The sequence below is a fragment of the Nocardia sp. GP40 genome, from assembly GCF_050434125.1.
Taxonomy (GTDB): Bacteria; Actinomycetota; Actinomycetes; order Mycobacteriales; family Mycobacteriaceae; genus Nocardia; species Nocardia albiluteola.
In genome coordinates, this window is the sequence record NZ_JBNPVW010000001.1 from 513,659 (window position 1) to 538,635 (window position 24,977).

At 68.6% G+C, this 24,977-nt stretch carries 22 protein-coding genes and 1 other RNA gene; 12 read left to right on the plus strand and 11 right to left on the minus strand.

All coding sequences use genetic code 11. From position 1 onward, the window contains the following. Positions 1–5 precede the first annotated feature (5 nt). A complete protein-coding gene (locus tag ABH933_RS02150; RefSeq protein WP_215923682.1) occupies positions 6–449 on the minus strand; it encodes an OsmC family protein in 444 nt (147 codons plus the stop codon). A 176-nt stretch (positions 450–625) separates the two neighbouring features. On the opposite strand from ABH933_RS02150, the gene ABH933_RS02155 reads away from it, so the two are divergent. Together ABH933_RS02155 and ABH933_RS02160 are read left to right on the plus strand one after the other, a co-directional pair. Next, positions 626–1,363 carry a zinc ribbon domain-containing protein gene (locus ABH933_RS02155; protein WP_429414523.1) on the plus strand — a complete coding sequence of 246 codons (738 nt, stop codon included), beginning with the start codon at positions 626–628 and terminating at the stop codon, positions 1,361–1,363. An 81-nt stretch (positions 1,364–1,444) separates the two neighbouring features. Then, positions 1,445–2,623 (plus strand): bifunctional RNase H/acid phosphatase, encoded by a 1,179-nt coding sequence (locus tag ABH933_RS02160; protein ID WP_429414526.1) that lies wholly within the window; start codon positions 1,445–1,447, stop codon positions 2,621–2,623. Between the two features lie 30 nt (positions 2,624–2,653). Here ABH933_RS02160 and ABH933_RS02165 read toward each other — a convergent pair whose 3' ends face one another. Next, on the minus strand, positions 2,654–3,127 hold the full coding sequence (locus ABH933_RS02165) for an N-acetyltransferase family protein (protein WP_429414528.1): 474 nt from the start codon (positions 3,125–3,127) through the stop codon (positions 2,654–2,656). A 48-nt stretch (positions 3,128–3,175) separates the two neighbouring features. After that, the gene (locus ABH933_RS02170; protein WP_215923678.1) at positions 3,176–4,063 is read right to left on the minus strand and encodes an alpha/beta hydrolase; all 888 of its coding nucleotides are present in this window, start codon (positions 4,061–4,063) and stop codon (positions 3,176–3,178) included. Between the two features lie 126 nt (positions 4,064–4,189). On the opposite strand from ABH933_RS02170, the gene rnpB reads away from it, so the two are divergent. The 3 genes from rnpB to ABH933_RS02185 all read left to right on the plus strand — a co-directional run bounded on the left by rnpB (position 4,190) and on the right by ABH933_RS02185 (position 6,773). Further along, positions 4,190–4,598: RNase P RNA component class A (gene rnpB / locus ABH933_RS02175), an RNA gene on the plus strand. A 91-nt stretch (positions 4,599–4,689) separates the two neighbouring features. Beyond that, on the plus strand, positions 4,690–5,682 hold the full coding sequence (locus tag ABH933_RS02180) for an SPFH domain-containing protein (protein ID WP_429414531.1): 993 nt from the start codon (positions 4,690–4,692) through the stop codon (positions 5,680–5,682). A gap of 758 nt (positions 5,683–6,440) precedes the next feature. After that, positions 6,441–6,773: a hypothetical protein gene (locus tag ABH933_RS02185; protein WP_429414534.1), complete on the plus strand. Its 333-nt coding sequence runs from the start codon at positions 6,441–6,443 to the stop codon at positions 6,771–6,773. A 128-nt stretch (positions 6,774–6,901) separates the two neighbouring features. Here ABH933_RS02185 and ABH933_RS02190 read toward each other — a convergent pair whose 3' ends face one another. From ABH933_RS02190 to panB, 6 genes are all read right to left on the minus strand, one after another. After that, positions 6,902–7,852, minus strand: a complete 951-nt coding sequence (locus ABH933_RS02190) for an ADP-ribosylglycohydrolase family protein (RefSeq protein ID WP_429414536.1) — start codon at positions 7,850–7,852, stop codon at positions 6,902–6,904. 51 nt (positions 7,853–7,903) lie between these two features. After that, complete coding sequence (locus ABH933_RS02195) at positions 7,904–8,803, minus strand: CHAD domain-containing protein (protein WP_429414539.1); 900 nt, start codon at positions 8,801–8,803, stop codon at positions 7,904–7,906. Beyond that, a complete protein-coding gene (gene pip, locus ABH933_RS02200; protein WP_429414542.1) occupies positions 8,803–9,831 on the minus strand; it encodes a prolyl aminopeptidase in 1,029 nt (342 codons plus the stop codon). The genes ABH933_RS02195 and pip overlap by 1 nt, the downstream gene beginning before the upstream one ends. Next, entirely contained in the window at positions 9,831–10,394 is a 564-nt protein-coding gene (locus ABH933_RS02205) for a hypothetical protein (RefSeq protein ID WP_429414545.1), read from the minus strand. The genes pip and ABH933_RS02205 overlap by 1 nt, the downstream gene beginning before the upstream one ends. Before the next feature lie 4 nt (positions 10,395–10,398). Continuing rightward, the gene (locus ABH933_RS02210; RefSeq protein WP_429414548.1) at positions 10,399–11,481 is read right to left on the minus strand and encodes a DUF4185 domain-containing protein; all 1,083 of its coding nucleotides are present in this window, start codon (positions 11,479–11,481) and stop codon (positions 10,399–10,401) included. A 176-nt stretch (positions 11,482–11,657) separates the two neighbouring features. Then, entirely contained in the window at positions 11,658–12,506 is an 849-nt protein-coding gene (panB, locus tag ABH933_RS02215; RefSeq protein WP_429414551.1) for a 3-methyl-2-oxobutanoate hydroxymethyltransferase, read from the minus strand. A gap of 224 nt (positions 12,507–12,730) precedes the next feature. On the opposite strand from panB, the gene ABH933_RS02220 reads away from it, so the two are divergent. The 3 genes from ABH933_RS02220 to ABH933_RS02230 all read left to right on the plus strand — a co-directional run bounded on the left by ABH933_RS02220 (position 12,731) and on the right by ABH933_RS02230 (position 18,761). Further along, positions 12,731–14,221 carry an alpha/beta hydrolase gene (locus tag ABH933_RS02220; protein ID WP_429415693.1) on the plus strand — a complete coding sequence of 497 codons (1,491 nt, stop codon included), beginning with the start codon at positions 12,731–12,733 and terminating at the stop codon, positions 14,219–14,221. 85 nt (positions 14,222–14,306) lie between these two features. Beyond that, a complete protein-coding gene (glnA, locus tag ABH933_RS02225; protein WP_215923672.1) occupies positions 14,307–15,647 on the plus strand; it encodes a type I glutamate--ammonia ligase in 1,341 nt (446 codons plus the stop codon). Between the two features lie 99 nt (positions 15,648–15,746). Next, complete coding sequence (locus tag ABH933_RS02230) at positions 15,747–18,761, plus strand: bifunctional [glutamine synthetase] adenylyltransferase/[glutamine synthetase]-adenylyl-L-tyrosine phosphorylase (protein ID WP_429414554.1); 3,015 nt, start codon at positions 15,747–15,749, stop codon at positions 18,759–18,761. A gap of 151 nt (positions 18,762–18,912) precedes the next feature. Here the strand turns inward: ABH933_RS02230 and ABH933_RS02235 are convergent, their stop codons facing one another. Continuing rightward, positions 18,913–19,329 carry a nuclear transport factor 2 family protein gene (locus ABH933_RS02235; RefSeq protein WP_429414557.1) on the minus strand — a complete coding sequence of 139 codons (417 nt, stop codon included), beginning with the start codon at positions 19,327–19,329 and terminating at the stop codon, positions 18,913–18,915. A 559-nt stretch (positions 19,330–19,888) separates the two neighbouring features. On the opposite strand from ABH933_RS02235, the gene ABH933_RS02240 reads away from it, so the two are divergent. From ABH933_RS02240 to ABH933_RS02255, 4 genes are all read left to right on the plus strand, one after another. After that, positions 19,889–21,262 carry a bifunctional lysylphosphatidylglycerol flippase/synthetase MprF gene (locus tag ABH933_RS02240; RefSeq protein WP_429414560.1) on the plus strand — a complete coding sequence of 458 codons (1,374 nt, stop codon included), beginning with the start codon at positions 19,889–19,891 and terminating at the stop codon, positions 21,260–21,262. A gap of 23 nt (positions 21,263–21,285) precedes the next feature. After that, positions 21,286–21,681: a VOC family protein gene (locus tag ABH933_RS02245; RefSeq protein ID WP_429414562.1), complete on the plus strand. Its 396-nt coding sequence runs from the start codon at positions 21,286–21,288 to the stop codon at positions 21,679–21,681. Positions 21,682–21,727: 46 nt separating this feature from the next. Then, complete coding sequence (locus ABH933_RS02250) at positions 21,728–23,026, plus strand: MFS transporter (protein WP_429414565.1); 1,299 nt, start codon at positions 21,728–21,730, stop codon at positions 23,024–23,026. A 76-nt stretch (positions 23,027–23,102) separates the two neighbouring features. After that, a complete protein-coding gene (locus ABH933_RS02255; RefSeq protein WP_429414568.1) occupies positions 23,103–24,317 on the plus strand; it encodes a serine hydrolase domain-containing protein in 1,215 nt (404 codons plus the stop codon). Between the two features lie 136 nt (positions 24,318–24,453). On the opposite strand, the gene ABH933_RS02260 is transcribed toward ABH933_RS02255, so the two are convergent. Then, positions 24,454–24,915, minus strand: coding sequence for a 6,7-dimethyl-8-ribityllumazine synthase (locus ABH933_RS02260; RefSeq protein WP_429414571.1), 462 nt, complete (start codon positions 24,913–24,915; stop codon positions 24,454–24,456). Between the last annotated feature and the right edge of the window lie 62 nt (positions 24,916–24,977).

The following is a 24,977-nucleotide window of genomic DNA, read 5'->3' on the forward strand; positions in this document are numbered from 1 at the left end:
TGGCGTCAGGCTCCGGTCACGATCTGCGGCTCGTGCGTCACCGGGAAATTCATCGAGTTGGCCACGAAGCAGCGCTTGTGCGCCTCGGTGTGCAGCTCGCGGGCCGCGTCAGCGCGCGCGGCGTCGGTGATCGTCACCCGGGGGCGAAGGGTCACCGATCGGAAGCTGACGTTGTCCATCACGCCCGCGGCGGCATCGTGATAGTCGGTGACCACGATGCCGGCCTCGGCGCACAGATGCAGATACCAGAGCATGTGGCATTCGGACAGCGACGCGACCAGCAGCTGTTCCGGATTCCACCGGGACTCGTCGCCGCGGAACTTGGGGTCGGCGGTGCTCGGAATCGGCGGTCGTCCCGGGACCCGGGCCTCATGGTTGCGGGAGTACGAGCGGTAATCGGTGGTCGCGCCGCTCCAGCGGACCTCGACTTCGTAATGATGGACACTCACGGGTCGAGCGTGTCACATGATCGCTTCGGCCTCCGCCGAATTATCTGCTGCCATCCGGGCGAAACGGGTGGCGGGGAGGTGTGTGCGGGTGCACGCGGAGTACCGTGGGACCTTCGGTGTCGGCCCACCCGGGCCCGCGCCGCACCAGTCCACAGTGCTGAGGAGTACTTCCCGCGTTGAATGTCGAACAATCGATCCAGGCCAAGCTGCTCGACCTCGCCGCGGTCGACGCCGAAGTGACGCGGATCGAGCATCGCCGCAAGGTGCTGCCCGAGGAGCAGGAGGTGCAGCGGCTCGAGGCCGAACGCATCACCCGCAAGGACGCGGCGGTGAAGGTCGAGATCCAGCTCGACGACCTCGATCGCGATATCCGCAAGCTGGAGAACGAGATCGACGGCGTCAGCAAGCGCGAGCAGCGGGACCGGGGCATGCTCGAGGGCGGCGCCGTCGGCGCCAAACAGCTCTCCGAGCTGCAGCACGAGCTGGGCAGCCTGGAGCGCCGCCGCGGTGTACTCGAGGACGACCTGCTCGAGGTGATGGAGCGGCGCGAGGCCGCCGTCGCCGACCACGAGCACACCGGCGCCAACCTGACCAAGGCCGAGGAGGATCTCGGCGAGGCGCAGCGCCGCCGCGACGAGGCCCTGGCCGACCTCGACGTGGCCGCGCAGCGCTGCGCCGCCGACCGCGAGAAGCTGGTCAGCGCCTTCCCGGACGAACTGCTGTCGGTCTACGACCGCCAGCGCGTTCAGCACGGTGTCGGCGCGGCCCTGCTGCAGGCCCGCCGCTGCGGTGCGTGCCGCATCGAACTGGACCGCGGCGAGATCGCCCGGATCGCCAAGGCCGCACCGGACGAGGTGATCCGCTGCCCCGAGTGCGGCGCGATCATGGTGCGCACCAAGCAATCCGGGCTGTGAGGCGGCCGCGGTGAAGATCGCCGCAACTGTCCCGACCCGCTCCGATGCGAGAGTCGCTGCCGGGCCGGACCGACGAGACCGATGTGGAGGTGCACCGCGGTGACGACCAACGTGATCATCGAGGCCGACGGCGGTTCGCGGGGTAATCCCGGACCGGCGGGGTACGGCGCGGTGGTGTGGGATGCCGATCACGCGCGGGTGCTGGCCGAGCGCAAGGAATTCCTCGGAGTCGTCACCAACAACGTCGCCGAATACCGCGGGCTGATAGCGGGTTTGGAGGCCGCGAGCGAACTGGGCGCGCGCGTGGTCGAGGTCCGGATGGACTCCAAACTGGTTGTCGAGCAGATGTCGGGCCGCTGGAAGGTCAAGCACGCGGCCATGATTCCGCTCGCCGACCGGGCCCGCCGGCTCGTCGCGGGATTCGACCGGGTCGAGTTCGCGTGGATCCCACGCGCGCAGAACGCACATGCCGATCGGCTCGCCAACGAGGCGATGGACGACGGGTCCGTCGTCGAGGAGGTGCGTGAGGCCGAGGAGACTCCCGGCGCCGCGCTACGCCCGCTCAGCGAGCCCGAGGGGCCGGCCGATGCCGGTGCGGCGCAGGCGAAGCCGGAGCAGCTTGCGAGCCCCGGCTGGACCGGCGCGCAGGGCCGTCCCACCCGGCTGCTGCTGCTGCGGCACGGTCAGACGGAACTATCTGTGCAGCGGCGGTATTCGGGCCGGGGTAATCCGCCGTTGACCGCGCTCGGCCGCGAGCAGGCGGCCAGGGCGGCGAAATACCTTGCGGCCAAGGGGGATATCGCCGCGGTGGTGACCTCGCCGCTGGGGCGCGCGCGGGAGACCGCCGACGCGGTCGCGCAGGCCCTGGACGCCCCGGTGCGGGTGCTGGACCGGCTTATCGAGACGGACTTCGGTGAGTGGGAGGGGCTCACGTTCACCGAAGCGGCACAGCGCGATCCGGAGCTGCACGCGCGCTGGCTCGCCGATCCGTCCGTGCCCGCCCCGGGCGGGGAGAGCTTCGGCACGGTGCGTGAGCGGATCGAGGCCGTGCGCGCCGATCTGATCGGGCTCTACCCGGGCCGTAACGTCGTCGTGGTCAGTCACGTGACCCCGATCAAGACGCTGCTGCAGCTGGCCCTCGCCGTGGGCCCCTCGCTGCTGTACCGGCTGCATCTGGACCTGGCCTCGCTGTCGATCGCCGAGTTCTACCCCGACGGCGGCTCCTCGGTCCGCCTGGTCAACGACACGTCCTATCTGTAGCGGCACTCAGCGCAGCGCGAGATCCATAATTCAGCGAAGCGAGAGCGTCATCTCGTATTCGCGGTCCGGGGCGTGGACCCGGGTCTCGCGGTAATGGCCGGTGGGCACGAAACCAAGCCTCCGGTACAGCTTTTCGGCCGGAGTATTGCCCTCCACCACCCACAGCCGCAGCTCGGCGTGCCCGCCCGCGCGCGCCCAGCTGGTGACCGCCTCGATCAGCAGGTCCGAGGTGCCGGTGCCGCGGGCCTCGGCCGCGACGAACATCGACACCATGACCGGCACCTCGCCCTTGGAAGTCCCTGCGACGCACCCGATCATGCCCGCGTCGGATTCGGCGACGAACATGGTGCGCCGGGCGGCCCAGTCGCGCCAGTGCTGCTCGTCCCAATCCTGCGCCTCCTCCAGCAGGGTGGCGAATGTTCCGGGCGGAGAGCCGGCCAGCGCCGCCAGCCGCGCGGTCCGCACGGTCTCCCAGTCCTGCGTCCCGACCTGTCGCACGATCATGGTCCGATAGTGCCCCCGGGACAGGGCACGGGGCAATGGAATTGCGGATCAGGGGCGCAGCACCGAGACGAGGAAATCGGTCTGGTCGTAGACGGCCTTCTCGAACCAGTCGTCGAAGTAGATGTCGAAATGCCCGATCTCGTACCGCTTGACGATCGCGTGCTTGGTGCGCTGCGCGGCCTTGAGCGAGGTGCGGATCGGTGCCACCGAATCCTCGTCGCATAGCGAGTACAGCACCGGTACCTTGATGCCCTTGGTGCGCCGCCACGGCGAATCGAACAGCACCCGCAATCCGATGCGGGCGGCGACCTTCGGCTGATACGTCGCACTCTCCTCGGCCAGGCGGCCGAACCCCTCCGGCACGTCCGAGGCGCCCATCAGCGCCGCGGACCGCTTGCGCCCGGCCAGTCGCGCCTTGATCGGCCTGCGGAAGATCGGGCCGAGCAGTTGATCGAGCAGCGCGATGGTGCCCACGCGCAGGGTGCCGATCGGCCCCCTGGCCGTCATCGAGGCCCAGCCACTGGTGAACGGGCACTGGGCGACCACCGCGGCGAGGTAGTCGTCCTCGTGCGCGATCGACAGCACGTGGCCGCCGCCGAACGAGGTGCCCCACAGGGCGATTCGGGTAGCGTCGAACCCCTTGACGGTGCGCGCGTACTTGATCGCCGAGCGCCAGTCCTCGCGCTGGCGGCGGATGCTGATCAGCTGGCGCGGGTTACCCTCGCTGTCCCCGAAATGGCGATAGTCGAAGACCAGCGCGCCCATCCCGGCCGCCACGAATCGTCGTGCATAGCGGTCCAGACCCATCTCCCGGTTGGCCCCCAGGCCGTGCGCCATGATCACCAGGGGTCGAGGTTTCGGCGGGCCGTCCGGCCGATAGAGCCACGCTGCACATTGCTCGCTTCCCGACGGGAACCCCACCTCGACACGCTCCATGGCGGAATACGGTACTTGTTCCCGATCCGACGTGCTGAGCTGGATCCCCGGTCATGGGCCTGAAACGGGCGGAGGCGGGCATCGGAATCGCCACGTGTGGGTCCGATGCGGCATAATGCCCGCAGACGAGTCGGTCGGGCGACCGCGGCGACGGGAACGGGCACGCATGTGTCGCCGCCCGGTGCCGAGGAAAGTCCGGACTCCACAGAGCAGGGCGGTTGTTAACGGCAACCCGGGGTGACCCGCGGGACAGTGCCACAGAAAAGAAACCGCCGGCGCGGATGCGCCGGTAAGGGTGAAACGGTGCGGTAAGAGCGCACCAGCGCCCCGGGTGACCGGGGCGGCTAGGTAAACCCCGCCTGGAGCAAGGTCGAAGGCCGCATTCTCGCGAGTGCGGCTGCGCGGGTGTTCGAGGGCTGCTCGCCCGAGCCCGCGGGTGGACCGCTCGAGGTGCCCGGCGACGGTGCACCCAGATGGATGGTCGCCCCCCGGCGCAGGCCGGGGACAGGATCCGGCTTACAGACCGACTCGTCTCAAGTCCCCATGCCGGTGAGCGCATTCAGTGCCATCATCGATGTAGGGCCCGGTTTCGTTGGTGTACCGGGCAACTCGCGTGGCGGTGCGATATGGACATCTTGGGCATCATCGGCACGGTGGTGGCGATCGGCGCCGTGTTCGGAGCGATCGGGGCCGGGGCCGGTTTCCGGATCGTGGAACAGTACGAGCGGGGGCTGGTTTTCCGGTTCGGGCGCGTGCGGGACGTGCGCGATCCCGGCCTGCGGATGCTGATCCCGTTCGTGGACCGGATGCGCAAGGTGCCGATGCGGATCGTCACCATGCCGGTGCCCGGGCAGGAGGGCATCACCCACGACAACGTGACAGTGCGGGTGGATGCGGTCGTGTACTTCCGGGTGATCGATCCGGTGCAGGCCGTGGTGGAGGTGCAGGACTATCTGTTCGCCATCGGTCAGGTGGCGCAGACCTCGCTGCGCAACATCATCGGCAAGAGCGATCTGGACGATCTGCTGTCCAACCGCGAGCACCTGAACCAGAGCCTGGAGCTGATGATCGACAGCCCGGCGCTGTCCTGGGGCGTGCACATCGACCGGGTGGAGATCAAGGATGTGGCGCTGCCGGAGTCGATGAAGCGCTCGATGTCGCGGCAGGCCGAGGCCGAGCGCGAGCGCCGGGCCCGCGTCATCACCGCCGAGGGCGAGCTGCAGGCCTCGCAGAAGCTGGCCGACGCGGGTGCGACGATGGCGGCCGCACCGGCCGCGCTGCAACTGCGCCTGCTGCAGACGGTGGTCGAGGTGGCGGCGGAAAAGAATTCCACGCTGGTGCTGCCGTTCCCCGTGGAGCTGTTGCGATTTCTGGAGCGGTCCACTCCAGGGGCGAACAACGCGGGGCAGGATGGTGCCGACGAGGCCGGCACCGACGGGACGACATACGGGCCTGAGGCGGTCGGCACCGAGGACACGACACTCAGTATCTGGGCGGCCGACCATGAAGAGGCAACGGACAATGTCGGGGCGGCCGCCGGCGACGAGACCGTCGTTCACGGCCAGGCACCCGGCAGTGTCGAAGACGCCGACAGCGCCGAAGACGTCGGCAGGGACTGAAACGCGAAAAACGGCGGCCCCTGAAAATGGGGACCGCCGTTGTGTCGGTGCGGAAAAACCGTGCTGTCGGTTAGCCCGCGGGGGCGATCACCAGGATCTGGGCCCAGTGCGTGGCCTGTTCGGGTCCCAGAATAGGCAGCAGGTAGTCGTAGACGATGGACGACATTCGGTGCGAAACTCCCTCAGGTGTTGTTGATGCGTGCGGGTTCAGCGAGGCGGGTCGACCGTCCCCGGTGAACTTCCGGCCACATTAACAGCGGCCCGGCCGTGGCGCAGAAACTGCTGAATACGCATCCGCGTCGTCCCACTTCGGGGCGCGCCGCGGACCCACCGGACCGGACGCGACCGGAGGCGGAAGTTATGCTGACCCGCTCTGAATCATGTCGATCGGAGCGCTGGGTCACCGTCGCGCCACGCCGATGATGACAACGGGCACGCCATGGCGCGCCGCCCGATTGCCGCAATCCCGGCGGCCGCGGTCGACCCGGCGGTCCGATCCGCACGGGCACACGAAAACGCAGGCACCGCATGCCTCGCCGGATTCCGGAGTCTCCAATGCGCCACTCGCCATGACCGGAATCTGGCCAATTCGGCCGACATCCGATTGTTATCGGCGTGTCGCGCGCGGCGATTCGCGTCGAAGTGGCCGGAACAGTGATTGCCGTCATAAGGTATTGCGCGTTGGATGACTTCGTCGCCGGGGGTGGCGGCTGAGGTCTATGGGTGTCAACGAATGTCGGAAAGCAGGTTCTGTCTATATGCGAGCAGTTCGCAAGTTGGCCGCCGGTGCGCTGATCGCCGGTGCCGCTTCGGTTTTGGCTGTGCTGGGGGCCGGCTCGGCCTCCGCGGTCGCGGTCACGCCGCTGGACGGTGGGGTCCGGATCGACCTCAGCCCGGGTGACACCCAATGGGTGCACCAGACCCACATCGGCCAGACCATCGGGGTGATCCCGCACCCGTCCGCGGCGTCGTTCGGGCAGGCGCTCGATTCGGCGGCGGATCTGTCGTCGCACTACCCGGACGGACGTGTCGTGTTCACCGTCTTCGGGCCGTTCGATCAACTGAGCGGCACCATGCTGGCGCTGCGGTAGTTCGCACCGGCGCCTGGAACCGCTGCGCGGGCGGCGGTTCCTGCGCGGTGCGAGCCGAATGAGGCCGACTCCGGACCGGGTCCGAGGTCGGCCTTTTTCGTGCCCCGCTCAGCCGCGCAGCGCCGCGGTCAGCGCGAGAACCACTGCCGGACGCGACCGAACCCGGCCTTTCCGCCGCGCCGCACGCGGGGATCCCGGGTCAACCAGTCGGGCAGCGGTTCTCGCGCGGCGAGCCAGCCGGGCGGAATCCCGGCCGTGCCGGTGTAGGTGGCGACGATCCCGCCGGTGATGGCGCCGGTGGTGTCGATGTCGCCGTCCGCGGCAAGGCAGGTCGCGATCGCGGCGGGATAGTCGTGCAGGTGGGTGGCCGCCACCCAGAGCGTGAGGGGCACCGTGTTCTGGGCGGTCACCATGCTGCCGTTGCCGAGCTCGCTCACCGCCCGGTCCAGGGGCGCACCGAGCAGCGTGCGGGCGTGGCGGATCAGCCCGGTCGTCTCGCCGCCGTCGAGGTGTTCCAGGACGGCGGTGAGGAATTCGACCGGTCCGGGCCGGGTGTCGCGCAGCCGGGCCTGCGCGGCGATCGCCGCCGCGACGGCGACCGCGGCCGCGCCGAGGACGCCCTCGGGATGCATGTGCGTCACCTGTGCGGACAGGATCGCTTCGGCCGCGGCCTTTTCCGGCTTTCCGGCGAAGTAGGCGCCGAGCGGGGCGACCCGCATGGCCCCGCCGTTACCGCAGGAACCGCGGTGATCGAAGGCGGCGGCCGACAACTTGCGCCAGGGATGGCCGAGGCGAACCTTGCGCAGCAGGTGCTGCGCCCCCCACCCGTAGCTACGGGCCGGATCGAACCGTTTCGCGAACGACATCGCGAGCCGGTCCTGGTCGATCGTGCGGTGACCGGCGAGTTCGGCGACCACCGAACAGGCCATTTCGGTGTCGTCGGTCCATTCCCACGGGCCGGGTGGAACCTCGCCCGCCAGCAGTTCCGGAATGGATCGGCGCATGACGGGGAATTGCTGGCCCACCGCATCCCCCACCGACAGTCCCTCGAGAGAATCGAGCATCAAGTCGACATACATTGCGTCCGATGATAACCGGGCCCGCCGGGCGGTCGGTATGTGCCGGGCGGCTCAGAGGGAGTCGTAGCGCAGGCGGATGAATTCCGTAGCCGGAGCGTATTGTTCGAGGGCCTTGCGGGCGGCGTCGGCCTCGGACTGGTAGATGCGGTCGAAGGGGGAGGTGTCGGTGGTGCGGGTGCGGGCGGCGGTGGTGCGGATGGTCTCCATCGCCTCGATGGCGTCGCGATGATCGCCCAGTACCGTCTGCAGGTTCTTGGCGCGCTCGGCCAGTTCGGTCGCCGGATCGCCCAGCACTCGCGCGGCGGCCTCGGCGCTGTAGCGTAATCGCTTGGCGGACTTTCGAATATCGTGCAGGTGCTCGATCCGCTGAGCCGCGGTGACCGCGGGGTTCGCACGCAGCGCGATCTCGTCACCGACCAGGCCGCTCAGTTCGCGGAAGTCGTTGCGCAGCACCGAACCGAAGGCTCGGGTGGCCTCCGCCTCGGCGCGCCGCCGGCGCAGTGGGGGGCGGCGGCGCAGCTTCCGCAGCGTCTCGACCAGTTGCGCGTAGCGGGGGCCGTCGAGCTCGCGCAGCAGCACCCGGTGCGCGGCCGAATAATGAGCGCGCTCGGTGCGCACCAGCCGCCGGATCGTGCGGCGCTGCGCGGCGGCACCTTCGGCGTCGGGCACGTCCGCGAGCAGTGCCTCGAAGCGGTCGGCGCGCACCTCCGCATCGCGTGCCGTTCCGAGAAGTGCTGCGAGCCAGCGTAATTCGTCGCGAATCTCGCCCACCGGCCCCGGCTCGAGCAGGCGGCGATAGGAGCGCAGCAGGCTGCGCAGCCGCCGGGTCGCCACGCGCATGGCGTGCACGGAATCGGGGCGATCCTCGCGCACCTCGGGCTCGGCCCGCAGCAGCCGGTCCACATCGTCGCCCAGGGCGTCGATGAGCGCCGAACCGGCTGCCGCGACCATCAGATGTCCCGGAACTTGTCGGTTGCCTCGATCAGATGATGGGCGATGCCCGGTTCGCTGGCGGAATGTCCGGCATCGGGCACGATGTGCAGCTGCGATTCGGGCCACGCCCGGTGCAGATCCCAGGCGCTCACGGCCGGGCAGACGATGTCGTGCCGGCCCTGCACGATGACGCCGGGAATGTGCGCGATGCGGTCGATATCGCGCAGCAGCTGGCCGTCGTCCAGGAAACCGCCGTGCACGAAGTAGTGGTTCTCGATCTGGGCGAAGGCCAGCGCGAAACGCGCCTGGCCCATCTCCGCGACGCGATCGGGCTGGGGGAGCAGTGCGCTGGTTGCGGCCTCCCACGTGGACCACGCCATGGCGGCCGCCGTGGCGACCTGCTCATCGGGGGAATGCAGCAGCCGGTGATAGACACTGACAAGGTCGACTCGCTGGCGCTCGCCGCCTTCGTGTGTGCCCCACGCTGTCTCTATGCTGCGCTCGCTCACGAGATCTCCTCGACGCTCGGCCTCCAGCACCGGCGCCAGGAATTTCTCCCATTCGTCAGGGTATACATATCCGGCGGCGCCGTTGTAGTACCAGTCGATCTCCTTGCGGCGCAACAGGAATATCCCGCGCAGCACCAGCTCGGTGACGCGGCCGGGGTGGGTCTGCGCATAGGCCAGCGCCAGCGTGGAACCCCACGAGCCGCCGAACACCTGCCAGCGCTCGATGCCCAGATGCGTTCGGAGCCTTTCGATATCGGCGACCAGATGCCAGGTGGTGTTGACCTCCAGGCTCGCTCCGTCGGCGATGTGCGGGGTGGAGCGCCCGCAGCCGCGCTGATCGAACAGCACGATCCGGTACGCCTTCGGATCGAAGAACTGCCGGTGGAACGGCGAGGTCGCGCCGCCCGGGCCGCCGTGCAGGAAGACCACGGGCTTGCCGTCCGGGTTGCCGCTCTCCTCCCAGTACAGCTGCTGGCCGTCCCCGACATCGAGCATGCCGTGGCGGTTCACTTCCAGGGGCGGATACAGGGTGCGCATCAGAACAGGATGCCCGAGGCCAGATCCGGCAGATTCAGTGCCTGGATCGCCTGCGTGCGGATATCGGGACAATTCTTGATGGTGATGCGGTCGACCATCGCCTTGTCGGTCAGCACCCGGGCGCTCATGGCCAGCCCGCCGTTGCCCAGCGCCCACTGGTGCACGGTGATGTTCAGCGCGGTGCCGCCCAGCGTCGGCCCCTGCACCCGCCAGTCCGACAGTTGCGGTTTGATCTGGTCGCACAGTTGCTGGGCGACCGTATCGGACGGGTCGGGGATGACCTGGCCCTTGGTGGGCGCCGCGGCGGCCGTCGTGGTGGCCGTGCTCGACAGCGATCCACCGGATCCCGCGGGCGAGCCGCCGCTCCCGCACCCGGCGATCAGCGCGACGGCCACCGCGACCCCCGTCACCCCCATCGCCCCGCGAGTCGCCCGTCGGCTCCGCTTCGTTTTCGCCTGGGCCAGTACCATCTGTTCCCTTTGCTCGAATCCTGATCCGTTGGCACCGAGTTTGCCACCGTTCGCGAGTACCGCACCACCTCCGGCGGTGACGGGGGCGCTCACCTCCTCAGGCGGACAATCCCGTCCACTGGGTGGCGGTGTATGGGCGGTCGCCGTGGTTGCCGTCCCAGGCGCTGATGATCAACGTCAGATTCGACGGATCGGGGCTGCCGGGGTGGATGTAGCCGCCGTAGAGGTTCTTCAGCACCGGCCGGAACCACCGCGAGAACACCAGGTCCCGGTTGCCCACCACCTGGGTCTTCGGATCGGTCCAGATCCGGTCCGGGCGCGGGGCGGTGCGGGTGCGAATGCTGTAGTCGGTGACGTCGAAATAGCTCATGACGTAGGTGCCGCCGATGTTCTTGACCGAGAATTCACCGATGCTGTTGCCCGGCGTGAACAACGGTGTCGCGCCGGCCTGCGCGGCGGGCAGCCATTGCCAGGAGCCCTCGTGGAATGCCCAGTTCTCGCGCGCGGCAAAGTTTCCGGCGAAGAAGTCCGCGGGCTGATACCGGAACAGCTGGATGAGCCCGTTGTCGCCGGTGTAGTTGTGGCTCCCGTTCCAGGCCTTGCTGAAGATGTAGAGATAGCCGTCGGGATCCACGCCGGCGAAGGTCCACATCAATTCGAGGCTGCCGTTGCCGCCCTGCGCGTCGCCCGGCCAGTGCTGGTCGAAATCCTTCCAGGTCACGCCGCCGTCCTCGGAGTACGCGACACCGCCCATCAGCGATCCGTCGTTCGCGCTGCCCGGTGGTACCCAGGCGTTGACCGACGTGTACTGGATGAAGATCCGGGTGCTGCCGTTCTGGCTCAGCGTGATCGCGTCGTTGGGGATCCGGCTGACCTCGGTGCCGAATCCGTTGTCGGCGTTGTGCTTGTAGTTGAACACCTGCGCGACCTTGGGGCTCGGCTGGGACGCGGTGAAGGCGATCGGGGTCCGTCCGGAGGCGTCGAAGGTGCTCTGGTACAGCACGACCGGGCTCCCGATATACGGATCGGTCGCCTCCTGGCCGGTGAAGCTGTCACCGAAGACGTAGCCCCACGTACCGTCGGGGCGCTGGTAGGGGATGCCGAGATCCGCTGAGCCGAGGCCGAAGCCGGCCGCCGAATCGCCGGTGTTGTCGCACAGATAGGTACCGCTTTGAGCCATGGGTGTCCTTCATCGGGTGGTGCGGTCGGGGAGCCCGCCGGCCGCGCACCGCTGTGAAAGCCGGTGCGGTAGCCCGACATTCCCCCGTGATCACGACGAGGAACCCTACCCGTCCGCGACGTCGCGGTCAGCCCAATAGCCGACCGCGCGCCGCGCCAACGGATTCGAGCGTGGAATCAGAAGCTGTGCTCCGGGGCGGGGAACACCCCGCGCCGCACCTCATCGGCGTAGTTCGCCGCGGCACTGCGCAACTGATCGCCCAGCTGCGCGAAATGCTTGACGAACTTGGCGGTCTTGCCGCTGGTATAGGCGGCCATGTCCTGCCAGACCAGCACCTGCGCATCGCAATCCGCGCCGGCGCCGATGCCGACGGTGGGGATGGTGAGCTTGCGGGTGACCTGCCCGGCCAGCTCCGCGGGCACCATCTCCATCACGACCGAGAACGCCCCGGCCTCCTGCACCGCGATCGCGTCGGCGATCAGCTGATCGGCGCCGTCGCCGCGGCCCTGCACCCGGAATCCGCCGAGGGTGTTGACGCTCTGCGGGGTGAACCCGATATGCGCCATCACCGGGATGCCCGCCGCGACGAGCGTGGCGATGGTGTCGGAGACTCGTTCGCCGCCTTCGAGTTTCACCGCGTGTGCGCCGCCCTCCTTCATGAAGCGGATGGCACTGGCCAGGGCCTGCTGCGGGGAGCCCTCGTAGCTGCCGAACGGCAGGTCTGCGACCACCAGCGCATGCGGTGCGCCGCGTACGACCCCGCGCACCAGCGGAATCAGCTCGTCGACGGTGATCGGCACGGTGGTGTCGTATCCGTAGACGACGTTGGCGGCCGAATCGCCGACCAACAGGACAGGGATTTCGGCCTCTTCGAACAGTTTCGCCGTGGAGTAGTCATAGGCGGTGAGCATCGCCCATTTCTCTCCCGCGGCCTTCATCTGCTGCAGGTGCTGCACTCGCGTCTTTCGCCGGGAAGTGCGCGTCGTAGCACCGTAAGCAGGGGTTTCCGCATCGGATGTGGACATCGATGTCCCTTTCGTCGTTTCCTCGAGGCCCATCCGGGTCCCCGGGTTGATATGACGTCTTCAGCATGCCACCGGCCCGGTACCGGAGTGAACGCCCCTAGACCATGGACTTCATCACACGCGCCGGGGATGCGAGGATCTTCCGCATGCCGTGTCCCTGCGTACCCCCGCCCCACCGCCCCGGTCTGTTGCGATCCGGTCGAGTCGCTGTCGTCGTGGCCCTCATGTGCGTGGCCGCCGCCTGCTCCACGTCGTCCAAGGAACAGTCCGCCACGTCCACGCCGAACACCGCCGCGCTGGACAAGTTCTACAAGCAGACCCCGCAGTGGGGTACGTGCGACGGCTTCGGCGATGCGGACAGCAAGCTGCCGGTGAACGCGCAGTGCACGCACATCACCGTGCCGATCGACTACGCGAAGCCCGACGGCCCGACCGCCCGGATCGCGGTGTCCCGGCTGAAGGCGACCGGCCAGAAGATCGGCTCGCTGCTGTTCAACCCCGGCGGCCCGGGGCAGTCCGGCGTCTGGATGGTCCAGCAGGGCCAGGACACCCAGCTCGCGCAGCGCTTCGACCGCATCGGGTTCGATCCGCGCGGCACCGGCAGCTCCACCCCGCTGATCAAGTGCCTGACCGCCAAGGAATGGGACGCCGAGCGCGCCGAGCCGTCCAAATCCAACGACGCCGCCGGCATCGCCGCACAGGAGAACGAGGACAAGCAGTTCGCCGGTCACTGCACCGACCGCACCGGCAACGACTTCCTGGCCCACGTCGGCACCCGCGAGGTGGTGCAGGACATGGACGTCATCCGGGGGGTGCTGGGCGATGCGAAGATGAACTACGTCGGCTACTCCTACGGCACCCGCCTGGGCTACACGTACGCGGAGAAGTTCCCGGACAAGGTCCGCGCGATGGTGCTGGACGGCGCGGTGGATCCCGACCAGCAGCCCAGGCAGGAGTCCGTCGAGCAGGCCGCGGGCTTCCAGAAGGCCTTCGACATGTACTCCAAGGACTGCGCCACCAAGCCGGACTGCCCGCTGGGCTCGGATCCGGCGCAGGCGACCGCGCTGTTCCAGAAACTGGTCGACCCGCTGTGGGGTCGCCCGGTGCCCACTAGGGACGGCCGCGGGCTGACCTACGGTGACGCGATCACCGGCGTGCAGAACACGCTGTACGCCAACGACAACTGGGACGTGCTGTCCAAGGGCCTGACCGAGTTGCAGCACGGCACCGGCAACATCCTGCTGGAGCTGGCCGACCTGTACGACGGCCGCGCCAAGAACGGCACCTACGACAACTCCCAGGACTCGTTCCTGGCCATCCACTGCGTCGACGATCCGGCGATCAAGGACCGCGCGGTGGCCGCTCAGCAGGACGCCGCCTACCGCAAGGCCGCGCCGTTCCTGGACGATGGCCACGGGTCCAACGCCGCGCCGCTGGACACCTGTGCGTTCTGGCCGGTGCCCAGTACCGAGAACCCGCACAAGCTCTCGATTCCGGGCCTGGCCAAGACGGTCGTCATCTCGACCACCAACGATCCGGCGACGCCGTATCAGGCGGGTGTGGACCTGGCCCAGCAGCTGGGTGCGGACCTGATCACCAACCGCGGCACCCGGCACACCGTGTTCCTGTCCGGGGGGGTGCAGTGCGTCGACGACGCGGTCATGAGCTACCTGATCGACCTGAAGGAACCGGCGAAGGGGCTCACCTGCGGATAGCGGTTGGGGCACCGCACGATATCTCTAGCGCGTCGGGAGCCGGGATGTAACACGGATTTAACGAGCCATGCTTACGCTCGCGCGTATGGATCGCCAGAAGGAATTCGTGCTACGCACGCTGGAGGAGCGGGACATCCGTTTCGTGCGACTCTGGTTCACCGATGTGCTGGGGTATCTGAAGTCGGTGGCGATCGCTCCGGCGGAGCTGGAGGGCGCCTTCGAGGAGGGCATCGGCTTCGACGGTTCGGCCATCGAGGGCTTCGCCCGGGTCTCGGAGGCCGACATGGTCGCCAAGCCGGACCCGTCGACGTTCCAGGTGCTGCCGTGGTCGACCAGCAAGGGCCATCAGCACTCGGCGCGCATGTTCTGCGATATCGCGATGCCGGACGGCTCGCCGTCGTGGGCCGATCCGCGCCACGTGCTGCGCCGCCAGCTGAACAAGGCCGGTGATCTCGGCTTCAGCTGCTACGTGCATCCGGAGATCGAGTTCTTCCTGCTGCAGGACACCCCGCAGGACGGTAGGCCGCCGATTCCGGCCGATACCGGTGGCTTCTTCGATCAGGTCGTGCACGAGTCGGCACCGAACTTCCGCCGCCATGCCATCGATTCGCTCGAATCCATGGGTATCTCGGTGGAATTCAGCCATCACGAGGGTGCGCCGGGCCAGCAGGAGATCGATCTGCGCTACGCCGACGCGCTGTCCATGGCCGACAACGTGATGACCTTCCGCTACCTCATCAAGGAGGTGGCGATCGACGAGGGCGTGCGCGCGACGTTCATGCCCAAGCCGTTCCCCGAATACCCGGGCTCGGCGATGCACACGCACATGAGCCTGTTCGAGGGGGAGGCCAACGCCTTCGCCGATCCGGACGATCCGAACAACCTGTCCGAGACCGCGCGGGCATTCATCGCGGGCATTCTCGAGCACGCCCCGGAGATCAGCGCGGTCACCAACCAGTGGGTGAACTCCTACAAGCGCCTGGTGCACGGCGGCGAGGCGCCCACGGCGGCGTCCTGGGGCCGGTCGAATCGCTCTGCGCTGGTTCGGGTTCCGATGTACACCCCGAACAAGTCCTCCTCCCGCCGGGTGGAGATCCGCAGCCCCGATTCGGCCTGCAACCCGTACCTGACCTTCGCGGTGCTGCTGGCCGCGGGCCTGCGCGGTATCGAGAAGGGGTACACGCTGCCGCCGGAGGCCGAGGATGACGTGTGGTCGCTGACCCCCGCCGAGCGCCGCGCGATGGGCTTCAAGGAGCTCCCGGCCAGCCTGGACGACGCGCTCAAGGCGATGGAGCGCTCGGAGCTGGTCGCGGAGACCCTCGGCGAGCACGTGTTCGACTTCTTCCTGCGCAACAAGCGCCTGGAATGGGCGGGCTACCGTGCGCAGGTGACGCCGTGGGAGCTCAAGGAGTACCTGGGCCTGTAGCCACGCCTGCGGCACCGCTGCGCCACGAACCGGGAACAATCTCTCGGGACGGGGGTATGTGGTGCCGGGGGCGCGGTCCGACCGTGTAATTTTGGCAGCATGGTACGGCCACCGACCGCCCGTCCCGTGGTGCCCGGTGTGGGTCGGCTCGGACTGCTCGAGCCGACCGCAGCCGAGTCATTGCGAGAGTTGGCGTGGGACAACATCGACAGCGTTCCCCTGCTGTGGGCGCTGTCCCGATCGCCCGACGCGGATCTGGCGCTGCTGACCCTGGTCCGGCTGCGTGAGCAGCTCGGAACGCGGTGGGCGGCACTGGATTCGGCGCTGCGCACCGACACTTCGCTGCGCGGCCGGCTCTTCGCGCTCCTCGGCTCCTCCAGCGCGTTCGCCGATCATCTGGTGGCCGATCCCGACGGTTGGCAGCTGCTACGGCGTCCGGCGCTGCCCACGCGCGAGGAGCTGATCGCCGATCTGCTCGACGCGGTGCATGCCACCCCCGAGACCGGCGAGCATGCCGGGCCCATGCTGTACCGGGCCGGGATCTCCGGGCCCGAGGCGGTCGCGCTGCTGCGCAAGCGGTATCGCGATCAGCTGATGCTGCTGGCCGCGATCGATCTGGCCGCGACCGTGGAGAACGAGCCGGTGCTGCCATACCAGACGGTCGGCTGGCAGCTGACCGATATGGCCGATGCCGCGCTGACCGCCGCGCTGGCTGTCGCCGTGGCGCGGATCTGCGGGGACCAGCCCGTTCCGGTGCGCCTCGCGGTGGTGGCGATGGGCAAATGCGGTGCGCGCGAACTCAATTACGTCTCCGATGTGGACGTGGTGTTCGTCGCCGAACCGGCCGACACCACCGCCACCCGGCTGGCCGCGGAGATGATGTCGGTGGCCTCGAGCGCCTTCTTCGAGGTCGACGCGGCGTTGCGGCCCGAGGGCAAGGCCGGTGCGCTGGTGCGCACGCTGGAATCCCATGTGACGTACTACAAACGGTGGGCGCGCACCTGGGAGTTCCAGGCGCTGTTGAAGAATCGGCCCGCCACCGGCGATCTCGAACTGGGAGAGGAGTACCGCCAGGCGTTGATGCCGATGGTCTGGAATGCCTCGGAGCGGCCCGATTTCGTCGCCGACGTGCAGGCGATGCGTCGGCGTGTGGAGGATCTCGTGCCTGCCGATCTGCGTGAGCGCGAGCTCAAGCTCGGGCACGGCAGCCTGCGCGATGTCGAATTCGCCGTGCAGCTACTGCAATTGGTGCACGGCAAGGCCGACGAGTCGTTGCACGTGCAGGGCACGGTGGAGGCGCTCATGGCGCTGGCCGACCGCGGTTACGTGGGTCGCGACGATTCGGCCAATCTCACCGCCTCCTACGAGTTCCTGCGCCTGCTCGAGCACCGGCTGCAGCTGCAGCGGCTCAAGCGCACCCACACCCTGCCCGCTGCCGACGACGAGGAGGGGATGCGCTGGCTCGCCCGGGCCGCGCACATGCGCCCCGACGGCCGGCAGGACGCGGTGGGCGTGCTGCAGAGCGAGATCAAGCGCAACGCGATGCGGGTGCGCCGCCTGCACGCCAAGCTGTTCTACCGCCCGCTGCTCGATTCGGTGGCCCGCCTGGATGCCGACGCGCTGCGGCTGAGCCCCGCCGCGGCCGTGCGTCAGCTCGCCGCCCTGGGCTACGCGGCCCCGGAGAACGCGCTGGGTCACCTCAAGGCGCTGACCGGCGAGGTGGGCCGCAAGGGCCGCATCCAGGCGCTGCTGCTGCCCACGTTGCTCGAATGGCTCGGCGAGACACCGAATCCCGATCAGGGACTGCTGGCCTATCGCCGGGTGTCCGAGGGCCTGGACGATCAGACGTGGTTCCTGCGCGAGCTGCGCGACGAGGGCGCGATCGCGCAGCGGTTGATGATCGTGCTGGGCTCCTCGGCCTATTTGCCGGATCTGCTGATCAATGCGCCCGAGACGATCCGCATGTTCGCCGACGGCCCCGGTGGTCCGCTGCTGCTGAGCCCGAAGGCCGACGATGTGCGCGGGGGCATCATGTCCGGCGCCCGGCGGTACGACGATCCGCGCCGCGCGGTCGCCACGGCCCGGTCGCTGCGCCGCCACGAGCTGGCCCGGGTCGCCTCGGCCGACGTGCTGGGCATGCTCGAGGTGCCGCAGGTGTGCTCGGCGCTGTCCTCGGTGTGGGTGGCGGTGCTCGAGGCCTCGCTGCAGGCGGTGGTCCGGGCCAGCGAGGCGGAGCTGGGCCGGCGCGCGCCCGCGGATATCGCGGTGATCGGGATGGGCCGGCTCGGCGGTCTGGAGCTCGGGTATGGGTCGGATGCGGACGTGCTGTTCGTCTGCGATCCGCGGGCTGGTGAGGACGAGACGGTCGCGGTGAAGTGGTCCATCGGCATCGCCGAACAGGTACAGCGTCTGCTGGGTGCGCCGAGTACCGATCCGCCGTTGCAGGTCGACGCGGGGTTGCGCCCCGAGGGTCGCAACGGAGCCCTGGTGCGAACGCTCGCGGCCTACGACGCGTACTACCGCCAGTGGGCGCAGCCCTGGGAGGTGCAGGCACTGCTGCGCGCCCATCAGGTCGCCGGCGCCGAGGACCTCGGCGTCCGATTCCTCCACCTGATCGACAAGGTCCGTTATCCCGCGGGCGGCGTCTCGGCCGACTCGGTGCGCGAGATCCGCCGCATCAAGGCCCGGGTCGACTCCGAGCGCCTGCCCCGGGGCGCCAACCCGGCCACCCACACCAAGCTCGGCCGCGGCGGCCTCGCCGACATCGAGTGGACGGTCCAGCTGATGCAGCTGCGCTACGCCCACGAGGTCCAGTCCCTGCACAACACCTCCACCCTGCAGTCCCTGGAGGCAATAGAGCAGGCCGACCTCCTCGGTCCCGAAGACGTAGATCTCCTCCGCACCGCCTGGCTGACCGCGACCAAGGCCCGCAACGCCTTGGTCCTGGTGCGCGGCAAACCCGCCGACCAACTCCCCGGACCGGGCCGCCTACTATCCGCCGTAGCCCGCGTAGCCGGCTGGCCCAACGACGACGGCAGCGAATTCCTCGACCACTACATGCGCGTGACGCGACGGGCGAAGACGGTGGTGGAGCGCGTGTTCGGCGGGGATTGAGAATCGCCGCGCGTGGGAGAAATGCGGTGCGCCCGTGGCACACGATCGGCACGGAGTTTCCGCCGCGCGAGCAGGACACCGTCGCCGCCGCGCAGGAACGGATGGGCGAGTGAGTTCGTCGACCTGAGGGCCGGGGGTGCCCGGTCGACGGTTACGCCCCGGCCGCCTCGCGCTGGAGCTGGGCCGTGGCCTCGGCCTGGATGCGCTCGAACTGTTCGCCCATGCGCGCCGCGAGCGCCTGAGCCCCGGAGAGGGGGCGAACCATCACCATGAAGTCGTCGATCTTGCCGTTCTCGTCGAAGTGCAGGAAGTCGCAGCCGGTGATCTGCTTGCCGTCCACCTTCGCCTCGAAGACGAGGGCGTGGTCGCGGCCGCCGGCGTCGGCTATCTCGCGGACGTAGTGGAAGTCCTCGAAGACCCGCAGCACCGCGCGCAGAATGGCGGCGGTGATCGCCTTTCCGGGGTAGGGCTTGAAGGCGACCGGGCTGGTAAAGACCACGTTGTCGGCCAGCAGTGCCTCGACGGCGGTCTCGTCGCGTGCCTCGACGGCGGCTCGGAAGGGATGCATGCCCCGCCTCTCCTGATGAGTTCGGTGTGTCGTCTCCGAACGATAGTCCCCGGACGACGGTGGGATCCGGCGTGCGGAAGGAGCGGGATCGCTCATGTTTCTGTTCGGTATCAATAGGCGCTGCCTGAGAGATAGCTGTGATGGGTTTGGGTACTCGGAGGAGCTTCGCCTCGAGGCTCGGCGGGCTGGGCTCTGCTGGCGTAAAGGTTGCTACGAGTTTGCCTTTTCAATGTCTCGAGTAGATTGCAGTGTGGGGCAACACATAAACCCGTTGCGGGAACATGTTTCACGCGATATCGGTTAGTACAGACGCGCATGCACTGCGGCGCCGAGTCTGGGCAGATCGGCGAAGTGGATGCCGAGACGAGGGGGCACCGGATTCGGCCGGATGACGCGGAATTACCGCGCGGTCTTTCCCCGGGGTCCATCGACCCGGAACCTGCGTTCCGCATAGTGTGTCGTGAGGACGCGACCATCGGAGGGACCAAGATGTCGAGGATGTTCGTGGACGTGCCGCACGCCCACCACCGGCCGTTCCCGTCGCGGCGGGGGTTGTGACGTGGCGGAACTGAACTCTGCGGTCTCCGGCTATCGCACCTACCGGCAGGTGGCGCTGCAGCCGGCCCGGGCCGTGCGGCTGCCGCTGATCGTGGTGCTGCTGCTGGTCGGCGTGGTGCTGGTGTACGCGGCCGACCGGGCCTCGCGTGAGGGTGTGGACCGCGGCTGGTTCGTCGCCGCCTCGATCTCGGGCCTGTTCATCGCGCGCGGGCTGCATCTGCGCCGGCCGATCACGCTGCCGCACGTCACGATCGCGGTGATCGTGCTGGGCCTGTCGAACATGGCGTATCGCAGCGCGCATCCGCTGATCGGCTTCGTCTTCCTGGCCGCCACCGGTTGCATCGCGATGCTGCCGGTGGGCTCGCGCCCGCAGCCCGAGCAGCGGTACCGGGTACAGGCGCTGGTCGATCAGACGGTCGGCGATCCGCTGGCGCCGTTCGCGATGCACTCGTCCAAGACCTACTTCTTCAACACCGGCTCGACCGCGGCCATCGGCTACCGCACCCGGTTCGGGATCGCGGTGGTGGCAGGGGATCCGATCGGTAATCGCGCCGCCTTCGGCGGTCTTGTCGCGGAGTTCTCCGATTTCGCGATGGATCATGGCTGGCGCATCGCGGTGCTGGGCGCGAGTCCGGAGGTCACCGAGCTGTGGCGCACCCGCGCGGCCGAGCACCACGGCCTGCGCGCGATCCCGATCGGGCGCGACGTGGTCGTCGAGGTGGGCGGCTTCGACATGGTCGGCCGCAAGTTCCGCAACCTGCGCCAGGCCGTGAGCCGCACCCATAACTTCGGCGTCAAGACCGAGATCGTGCCCGAGCGCGAGCTCACCCCGGAGCTGCGCGACACCTTGTACGAGATCGTCGACCAGTGGCATCGCGGCCGGCAGAGCCGCGGCTTCTCGATGATCCTGGACCACCTGCTCGACGGCCGGAACCCGGGCATGCTGGTGGTCTTCGCCCGCGACGGCGAGGGGCGCGTTGTCGGCTTCCAGCGCTACGGCGCCGCCGGGCACGGCACCGAGCTGAGCCTGGATGTTCCGTGGCGGCGCAAGGACGCCCCGAACGGCCTGGACGAGCGCATGATCGTGGACCTGGTCGACTACGGCCGCGAGCACGGGGTCGAGCGCATCTCGCTGGCCTTCGCGGCCTTCCCCGAGCTGTACAGCGACAAGCAGCGCTCGCGATCGAAGCAGGCCCTGTACATGCTGGCCCGCGCCCTGGACCCGATGATCCGGCTGGAGTCGCTGTACCGATTCCTGCGCAAGTTCAACTCGTTCGGAAACCAGCGCTTCGTGCTGATCCGCTGGCGCGAGATCGTCTTCACCGCCGCGGCGCTGCTGACCCTCGAGTTCGTCCCGCACCGCAAGCAGGTTTAGCTCCGCGGAGTACGCTGCGGCGCATGGGTTTCGGCGTGGAACGTTTCGATCACATCGTGCTGAACTGTCGCGACGTGGCCGCCACCGCGGCCTGGTACGAGCGGGTGCTGGGCATGCGGGTGGAGACCTTCGGTCCAGCCGGGCGCACGGCGTTGGTCTTCGGCAACCAGAAGATCAACCTGCGACCGGTCGACACGGACGAAGCCGTCTGGGAGACAGGGGCGGTGGCGTCGGCGGGATCCGAGGATCTGTGCTTCGTCGCGACCTGCACCCCCGAGGAGGTGCACGGCCAGCTCACCGCCGCCGGGGTCGGGATCACGAACGGCCCGGTGACCAAGATCGGCGCGCTCGGCGAGATGATCTCGCACTACTGCCGCGACCTGGACGGCAACCTGATCGAAATCGCCGTGTACCCATAGCCCTGCGCTGCTTGACACCCGGCAATCCGGACATGAAAGTACGCAGGTGTTCGAAGCCACTGATGTCTCCCGGACCACGCTGCGCAAGGTCGGCGTGCGGCTGGTGCCCTTTCTCGGGCTGCTGTACTTCGTGAACTACCTGGACCGGGTGAACATCGGGTTCGCCGGTCCCAGCGGCATGAAACACGATCTCGAACTGTCCGAGACGATATTCGGGTTCGCCTCGGGCATCTTCTTTCTCGGCTATCTGGTGCTCGAGGTGCCCAGCAATCTCGCCCTGCACCGCTTCGGCGCGCGGCGCTGGATGGCGCGGATCATGCTCAGCTGGGGCGTAATCGCGACCGCGATGGTGTTCGTGCCCAACGCGACCGTGCTGATCGTGCTGCGGTTCGCGCTGGGCGTGGCCGAGGCCGGATTCTTCCCCGGCATCCTGCTGTACCTGACCTACTGGTTCCCGCAGCGCTACCGGGCGCGGATCGTGGCGATGTTCATGGTGGCGGTGCCGATCTCGACCGCGCTCGGGTCGACGCTGTCGAGTCTGGTCATCCGGTACGGCGGCGGCGTCTTCGGCCTGGCCGGATGGCGATTCATGTTCCTGGTCGAGGGCGTTCCCGCGCTGATACTCGCGGTGCTGACATGGTTCTACCTCACCGATCGGCCCGAGCAGGCGACGTGGCTGAGCGCGGCCGAGCGGGAGTGGCTGGCCATCGAACTCGCGCGCGAGGAGGCCGAACTCGAGCATGCCGAGCACTGGACGCTGCGCAAGGCGCTCACCCATCCGCGGATCCTGGGCCTGGCCGCGATCTACGGCGGCATCGCGTACGGGCTGTACGCGCTCGGGTTCTTCCTGCCCACCATCATCGCCGGATTCCAGCAGCAGTACGGCGCGCACTATTCGGTGGTGCAGCGCGGGCTGATCACCGCGGTGCCCTACGTTATCGGCGCCTTCGCGATGGTGTGGTGGGGCCGCCACGGCGACCGGACGGGGGAGCGGCGATGGCATGTCGCGCTGCCGTCCGTCATCGGCGGCGTCGCCATACCGATCGCGCTGTACCTGGGCAATCCGTTCGCGGCGATGACCGCGGTGACGATCTGCGCGGTCGGCGTTCTGGCCGCGCTGCCGACCTTCTGGGCGCTGCCCAGCACCTTCCTGTCCGGCGCGGCCGCGGCAGGCGGAATCGCGTTGATCAATTCGCTGGGCAATATCAGCGGTTTCGCGGCGCCGTACATCACCGGCTGGCTCGAGGACTTTACCGGCACCGAGCGTGCGGGGCTGTGGGTGGTCGGGGTGTACATGGTGCTCGCGGGGGTGGGTGCGTTGACATTACGTCCGCGCCGGAAATGAGGTCCAGCGCAGGTCGCGGGAATATCTGAGCCGAGCGCCGGTTGTCCTGGGCGTTGTGTAGCGAAGGGAACGGGTTGTGGCGAACGGGTTTTCGGCGGACGGGCTGAAGCGGCTGAGCGAGGCCCTCGCGGGGTACACCGAGCGCGGAGAGATCACCGGGCTGGTCGGCGCGATCTATCGGCACGGTGAGCTCGTCCAGGTGGACACCGCGGGATGGCGCGATCGCGAGGCGGGAGCGCCGATGGAACGCGACACCGTCTTCCGGCTCGCGTCGATGACGAAACCGATTGTCGCGGTGGCCATGCTGCAGCTGGTCGAGCAGGGCCTGATCGGGCTGTCGGATCCTGTCGATCCCTGGCTGCCCGAACTCGCGAACCGCATGGTCATGCGTGATCCGTTCGGCTCGCCCGAGGATGTCGTGCCCGCCGACCGGCCGATCACCCTGGAGGACCTGCTCACCTACCGGTTCGGGCTGGGTTGGGGGCGCTCCGGCCTCGGTCCGCAACTGATGTCGCTGACCGCCGACCCGGTCGCCTCGGCCCTGGGCATCCCCGACGCCGAGCGGCTGGCGCCCGATGCCTGGATGCGCCGGGTCGGGGAGTTCCCGCTGCTCGCCCAGCCCGGCGCCCTGTGGCGCTATCACACGGCCTCGGACGTTCTGGGCGTGCTGATCGCCCGGATCACCGGACAGCCGCTCGAAACGGTGCTGGCCGAGCGTATTTTCGCGCCGCTCGGCATGATGGACACCGGATTCGTTGTGCCGCAGGAGAAACGCGAGCGGCTCGCGGTCCTGTACGCCCGCGACGGATCGGTGCTGGACCATCCGGATTCCACGGCCTGGGCCGCGGAGCCGTTGTTCGCCTCGGGTGGGGCGGGCCTGGTATCGACCGTCGAGGACTACGCCCGGTTCGCGCGAATGCTGCTGGGGCACGGGGAATTCGACGGCGCGCGCATCCTGTCGCGCGGCACCGTCGAGGCCATGTCGAGCGATTACCTCACCCTCGAACAGCACGCCGCCCCGCCCTTCAACCCGCCGCTCGGTCAAACCATGTGGGACGAGCAGGGTTTCGGGTACGGGGTCCAGGTTCGTACCCGTCAACCGGGTGGTGGCCCGGCCGTCGGCACCGTGTCCTGGCCGGGCGGCCTGGGTACCAGCTGGATCGCGGATCCGGTCAACGATCTCGTCGCGCTGCTGTTCGTCCAGACCAACGGCGTCATCGTGGCCGGCGAGTGGCTCATCCCGCTGGGCGACGAGTTCCTCGACCTGACCTACCGCGCCCTCGAGGACTGAGCCCGCACCCCTCGCGGGAAACCGGGCATTGCGGCGGCCGTTCCCGCTTCCCGCCGAGTGCGGCGCACTCGACTCACAGCCCCGGACCGCGAACGATCAGGCCACCATCAACGTGCTGGTGGACAAGCGATAGCTTTCAGTGCACCGGCAGCGCGCGCAGCGAGCTGAGCGTGGTCGCCAGGGCGCGGGCCGCCTCGGCGCCCTTGGTCACGAAATGCCGGGTGAAGTACTCGACGTGTTCGCTGTGCTCGTGGAAGTTGTGGGGGGTCAGCACGACCGAGAACACGGGGACGTCGGTGTCGAGCTGCACTCGCATCAGGCCGTCGATCACCGCCGTGGCGACGAAGTCGTGCCGGTAGATGCCGCCGTCGACGACCAGCGCCGAGGCGACGATCGCGTCGTAGCGGCCGCTGCGGGCCAGGCGCTGTGCGTGCAGCGGGATCTCGAAGGCGCCGGGCACGTCGAACACCTCGACGGCCGTGGGATCGTTGCCGAGGTCGCGGTACTCGGCCAGGAAACCCTCGTACGCCTGCGTCACGATGGGCCGGTGCCAGCTGGCGCGAATGAAGGCGATCCTGCCCTCGGTGGGAGTACTCATTCCCGGATCCTACCGAGACGAGGGGACGGGCCCGGTCGCGCCTGCCGCTGGGCGGGACTCCG